At 64.9% G+C, this 5,633-nt stretch carries 4 protein-coding genes; all 4 read right to left on the bottom strand.

Annotation, left to right across the window (positions count from 1 at the left end; translation table 11 throughout):
* Positions 1 to 63: 63 nt before the first annotated feature.
* On the bottom strand, positions 64 to 1,623 hold the full coding sequence (locus ACOVRJ_RS08155) for a transposase (protein WP_422043388.1): 1,560 nt from the start codon (positions 1,621 to 1,623) through the stop codon (positions 64 to 66).
* An 84-nt stretch (positions 1,624 to 1,707) separates the two neighbouring features.
* On the bottom strand, positions 1,708 to 3,042 hold the full coding sequence (locus ACOVRJ_RS08150) for a glycosyltransferase (protein ID WP_422043387.1): 1,335 nt from the start codon (positions 3,040 to 3,042) through the stop codon (positions 1,708 to 1,710).
* Positions 3,039 to 4,145, bottom strand: a complete 1,107-nt coding sequence (locus ACOVRJ_RS08145; RefSeq protein ID WP_422043386.1) for a glycosyltransferase family 2 protein — start codon at positions 4,143 to 4,145, stop codon at positions 3,039 to 3,041. The genes ACOVRJ_RS08150 and ACOVRJ_RS08145 overlap by 4 nt, the downstream gene beginning before the upstream one ends.
* A gap of 356 nt (positions 4,146 to 4,501) precedes the next feature.
* Positions 4,502 to 5,545, bottom strand: a complete 1,044-nt coding sequence (gene galE, locus ACOVRJ_RS08140) for a UDP-glucose 4-epimerase GalE (protein ID WP_422043385.1) — start codon at positions 5,543 to 5,545, stop codon at positions 4,502 to 4,504.
* Positions 5,546 to 5,633: the final 88 nt, after the last annotated feature.

Below are 5,633 nucleotides of genomic sequence, written 5' to 3'. Positions count from 1 at the left end.
CGAAATGTGCGGTCACGATCCCGAAATCGCCGGTCACGATGGGCCGAAATACGCAAACAGCAGTTACCCGGGCGCCGGGGGCGTCGGCGGCGGGGTCGGCATGGCGATGTGACCGACGATGCGTTGGCAGATATATGCCAAGAGAACGCGCCAGCGGTCGAGCTTGGGCAACTGCTCCGCAGCAGCCTTGACGTGTTGGATGGCCGCATGAACATTGCCAATCATCGACTTGATCAACCCGACTTCGGCATGCATTGGGGTGAGGTACAGCGTGGTCTGGTTGCCGCGGCTGGCGGTGCGCCCCACTGCCGCCAGCAGCAGTGGCCGACTCGTCAGCGCTTCTCGCCGGGCCTGCGGGTTGGCTGCCCGCATGTACCAGCTCCACCATTTGTAGACCAGTGCCACAGTGCGTGCGGTGACCTGGCTGCGGTGCATGTCTTGCGTGGTGAAGCCGCCCCAGCCCCATTGGTTCTTCAGCTCGTCGAAGCCGTTCTCGCAATCGCAGCGGTCACGGTAGAGCTGGCCGATCGCTGCAATGTCGTGCATCGCGTTGGTCGCCAGCACGGTGTATTCCCAGACCTGCGCACTGTCTTGCACTTCGTCGCGCGGCAACGCCAGCACGAGTTGCTCGTTGTTGCCGTTGTGGCCGCGCCTTTTGCGCCTCGGCGCGATGTCGTTCTTGATTCGCCGGCGCAGCACCACGACGCGCCGCGCTTTGCTCCAGCCGCTCAGGCGCAATTCGTCTTCGATAGCCTGCCAGCCCTGGCTGGCTTCGGTGGCGTTGGTCCAGCCCTCGCGCCTGAACAGCCGCTCGATCAGCCGCTTCACATTGGCCGTCTTGCGCAGGCGCAGCAGGTAGCGCAGGCCCCGCTGCTCGCACACGTCGATGATGTCTTCGTTGCCGTAACCGCAGTCCCCACGCACCAGCGCCAGGACCTTGTCGCCGAGTTCATCGAGCAGCCGCGCCATCGCGGCCTTGGCGTGACCCGAGGTGTGCTGCTTGCCCGAGCTGAGCACCGCGTCCAGCACCAGATGCAGGTTGCCGACCCAGAAGGTGTGCAGCACGTGGCTGGGGCGCCCCGGCTTGTGCGGGTTGTAGCCAATCTCCGCACCTTCCTGGCGGCCGTACAGCGGCTTGATGGTGGCATCCATGTCCAGCACCCGCGGCCGGTCCAGGGCTTCGCGCACGCTGCTCATCAGCGCGCCGCGCATCCACGGCTCACTGCCCTCGGGCGGCATCGCCGCCAACGCGCGGCGCACCGAGTCTTCGCTGACCATGCCGCGCAGGCCCAGGGCCTTGGCCGCCACCGCATCGCCACGAACTCCGGCAATGTGCGCGTAGCGTTTGCTGCCGGCCAGGATGCCCAGCATCAGCGTGCCCAGCACGTCGCGCGGGCGCGATGCGTTAGGACTGCTGTAGTGCAGTGGGCACCCCTGCACCCAGCGGTCGAACACACCGGCGGTGGCAAGGAATTCGGCGAAAAACACGATCTGTCCGTGCGGTGTGGCTTGGGCCGTCTCGTCCCAGCGCGCGTGCACACGCCCACCCATCGTGTCGACCACCATCGCGTCCTCGCTGGCCTGCGCCTGCACGGTCTTCTTCGGTTCCTTGGCTTCACGCATCTCGTGAGTGTGCCAAACAGCCTCAACCCCTCGCCAGCATTGACGAAATCGCCCAGGGGGCAGGGTCAACTGCGGAACTTAGGTTCAATTGTTCGGGTCTACATCAACGCCAAGTTCTTCGTCCGCCACCTCCACCCCACACCTCCTGTAAAGCGCCAGGTACTTCTGCGCCATGCGCTTTGTGCACTGCTGCAAGAGCTTGGGCATCCAGGCGGCAGCGCGGGCGGCTTTACGGGAGACTTCCATGAAGTCCAGTCGCAGGATTCGAGCGTGCAGATCGGCCACCGCGGCCTCGCCCTCGGCTGCGGCCTCCACCGGCCACACCCAGCCGGCACCGCTTTCTCGAATGCGGCTGCCCACCGTGGGGAAGTCAAATGCCATCACCGGCAGACCGCAGGCCCACATCTCGGTGAGGGTGTGGCACCAGGTCTCGTTCCAGATGGAAAACACCGCGCCCACGTGCGGGCTGATGCGCCGCACCCAGGTGCTGAATTCTTCGCTGCGGTATTCGCCATGCACGGTAACGCCTGGCATCTCAAGCGGCGCTTGCACCGGTCCGAGAACGTGGAACTGAAGCTTTTCGCCCCGATCTCGCTGCGCCAGACGCCGCACCACGTCCAAGCCCTTGGCCGCGATGAGATGCCCCGGCACCAGAATGTTCAACACCTGGCCCCGCTTGGGCAACTGGCCCAGCCACTGCACCTGTGCAAAGTCTCGGCCATGGGCCATCACTTCAAAGGGCTTGTCAGCGGGCAAGTCCAGGTGGGTCAACACCACCTGACGCACGCTGTCGTGTGGGGCGGTGTAGGCGTCGGCGGCGGCCAGCGCCTGCTCAGCCATTTGTCGCCATTCTTGTACCCACGCACCGCGCAGGCGCGGGAATGCAAAGCCCGGCCACATGGGCTCGGGCGCGCAATCTGTGGCACCCGCACTGCAAGCCCCCGCACAGTAGTGGCCGTCAGCGTCCACCAACTTCACCGTGGGGCACAGGTGGTAATAGTCGTGAAACGTCACCACCACGCGTGCACCGGCCTCCTTGGCAAGGCTCAGCAGGCCCAGGCTGTGCCAAGCCAAGTGGTGCACCTGCAAGACTGAAAAGCGGTACTCGGTCAGCCAGGTGCGCACCACAGCGTCATAAGCCGGACCTCGGTGCGTGGTAGGGGCCACCGCCTGGGGTAGTTGATGCCGGTGCACAACGCAGTCTTGCCCCAGGTCATCCACACGGCTGAGCGTCAAGGTCTGGTGCAGGGCATTCAGGTGCCAAACCTCAAGTCCCCCTTTGCCAGCGCAGCGCTGCAAGGCAATGGCCAAGTCCCGGTGGGACTGGGGCATACCGCCGGTCTGGGTGGACGTGACCACCAGCACGCGAATGGGCCTGCAGCCCAGCAGCAGCGTCTGTGGCGGTGGCTGCGCGCTCACGCCAGCATCTCCGGCGGGGCAGCAAAGGGCCTGGGTTGCGGGCTTTGCGGCATGTAAAGCCGCTCACCGCTGCGGTGCCAGTCTTGCCATGCCTGCCGGTACGCCAGCCTCATGGGGGATGGGCCGTAAACATCATCCAGGCCTGTAAGCGGGTCTTGGGTCAAACTGCCCAGGCGGCTGAGCGCCAGCGCCACCACGTCATCCTGCCAGCCCAGCGCCTGGGTGCCGAAGACGGTGGTCAACCGGTTCATGTACTCGGAATCGGCTTCAAAACGCACGCCGTCCCAGAACCCAAGCGCTTTCAGCACCGGCTCGCGGCGCAGCATCATGGTGGAGACCGAGCGGTGCGCAAAACCCCCTTGCTCGACATTCATGGCCACCGGGCACCCTTCTGCCGTCATGCGCACCCAAAGAGAGATCACCGCCATCCACCCCGGCTGCGCCTGCAGCGCGGCCAACTGCTGGGCAAGGCGCCCGGGCAAGGCGATGTCGTCTGCATCCAGGCAGCAAAAGTATTCGGCCCGGGATTCAGCCCACACCCGGTTGCGGTTGGCATAGGTGCCCTGGTTTACGGGGTTCACATGCAGCTTCACCCGCGCATCTTGCCTGGCCAGCGCCTGGGCCACCGCCGCGCTGCCGTCGGTGCTGGCGTCATCCACGATCACCAGTTCCAGGTTCGTATGGGTCTGGCCCAGCACAGACAGTGCCGCGGCTTCCAGCGTGGCCGCATTGTTGAAGCAGGACATGGCCACCGTCACCAAGCCGTCTGGCGTCTCGGGCGTGGGTTCTGCGCCGGGCTGGCCCAGGCCCTGATGCACCCGCCAGCGCAGGCGCGCAAACCGCGACTTGGCATCCACCGCCGGCGGCTGCTGCTGGGCCAGCCACAGTTGCGCACCCGTTGCCGCCGCCTCACGCGGTAGCCAGCGGTTCAAGGTATTCAGCCAAGCCTCGTCAGCCTCTGCCCTGCACAACTCCGGCATCACTGCCGGTAGCAGCCCGTAATCGCCGCGGTCTCCCAGCGCAGCCGCCAGCTCCGACTCCAGCGCTTTCCAACGCTCCCCGTCAAGCCACCCATGCCGTAACAAGACCTCCAGCGTTCGCATGGCTTGGGCCCAGGGCGGCCTTCGTTCAGTAAAGCAAACCTCAGGCTCTCGCCCACCGCCAGCCCGCCCGAGTGACACCAGCGCTGCCTGCAAACCCTGCTGGTAGGGCACAAAGTCAGGGTGATCTGACAGCAAGTGTTGAAAAAGCTTGGCAGCATCGGCCGCATGGCCATGGCGAAGCAGCTGGTTGGCCGCCGAAAGCAGTTTGAGTGAGCGGAGATCGATCAACACTTAGCCCGCCGCATAAGAATCAGCTCAGTTTGCGAGCCGAGCTGGTGGAACCCAGATCGCAGATTTCGAAATCCTGATGCTAGCCGTGCTGAAGAATCGCGGAGTTGAAGAAAGGCTTCTTCCCTTCAGCCCTCGAAGCCCAGCGGGTTCAGCGACTGCCAGCGCCAGCTGTCGGCACACATCCGGTCAAGGCCGTACCGGGCGCGCCAGCCCAGGCGTTCTTGCGCCAAGGTGGGGTCAGCCCAGCAGGCAGCAATGTCGCCGGGGCGGCGTGGGGCTACTTCATAGGGAACCGGGCGCCCGCTTGCCTTGGCATAAGCCTCCACAAGCTGCAGCACGCTGGTGCCCACACCGGTGCCCAGGTTGACCGTCAAGGTGTCCCCGCCGTCCAGCAGATGGTTGACCGCCGCCACATGGCCCTCGGCCAAGTCCACCACGTGGATGTAGTCGCGTACCCCCGTACCGTCGGGCGTGTTGTAGTCATTACCGAAGACGTTGAGGTACTCCCGCCGGCCCACGGCCACCTGCGCCACATACGGCATGAGGTTGTTGGGCGTGCCGCGCGGGTCTTCGCCAATGCGGCCGCTCTCATGCGCGCCCACCGGGTTGAAGTAGCGCAAGGCCACCGTGCGCCAATGAGCGTCGGCAGCGCCCAAGTCCCTCAAGATGACCTCGCCCATCAGCTTGGTCTGCCCATAAGGGTTGGTGGCGCAAAGGGGGGCATCCTCTTGCAGCGGCAGACTCTCAGGGTTACCGTAAACCGTAGCGCTTGAGCTGAACACAATGCGCTTGCAGCCCGTGTGGGCCTGCCTGGCCGGGCCAGTCTCGCGCATGACCCTGCACAGGTTGACCAACCCGCCCAGGTTGTTGCCGTAATAGTCCAGCGGCTGCGCTACTGACTCCCCCACGGCTTTCAAGGCCGCGAAGTGCACCACCGCATCCACCCGGTGGCGTTGGAACACGCCATGCAGCGCCTGGGCATCCCGCAGGTCTACCTGTTCAAAAGCCAGCGCACCACCTCCGGCCAACTCCTGAAGCCGCGGCAGCACCTTTGGCGAGCTGTTGCAAAAATTGTCCAGCCCCACCACGCGGTGGCCGGCCTGCTGCAGCGCCAACCAAGTGTGAGAACCGATGTAGCCGGCCGCGCCGGTCAGCAAAATTGTTGCCATGTCAGCTTAGAAAGTTGGCCCAGTCACACTGGGGGCTCTATGTCATTCCGTGTGGAACTTGACTTCACATCCGATGCTTGGTGACGCC

This window comes from Roseateles sp., from assembly GCF_049240545.1.
GTDB lineage: Bacteria > Pseudomonadota > Gammaproteobacteria > Burkholderiales > Burkholderiaceae_C > Paucibacter_A.
Note: the sequence above shows the minus strand (reverse complement) of the source record. Positions and strands in the feature narration are given on the sequence as shown.

What these genes read in the sequence shown, in the direction of transcription:
- ACOVRJ_RS08155 (WP_422043388.1), bottom strand. Translation starts at nt 1,623, where the DNA reads ATGCGTGAAGCCAAGGAACCGAAGAAGACCGTGCAGGCGCAGGCCAGC.
- ACOVRJ_RS08145 (WP_422043386.1), bottom strand. Translation starts at nt 4,145, where the DNA reads ATGCGAACGCTGGAGGTCTTGTTACGGCATGGGTGGCTTGACGGGGAG.
- galE (WP_422043385.1), bottom strand. Translation starts at nt 5,545, where the DNA reads ATGGCAACAATTTTGCTGACCGGCGCGGCCGGCTACATCGGTTCTCAC.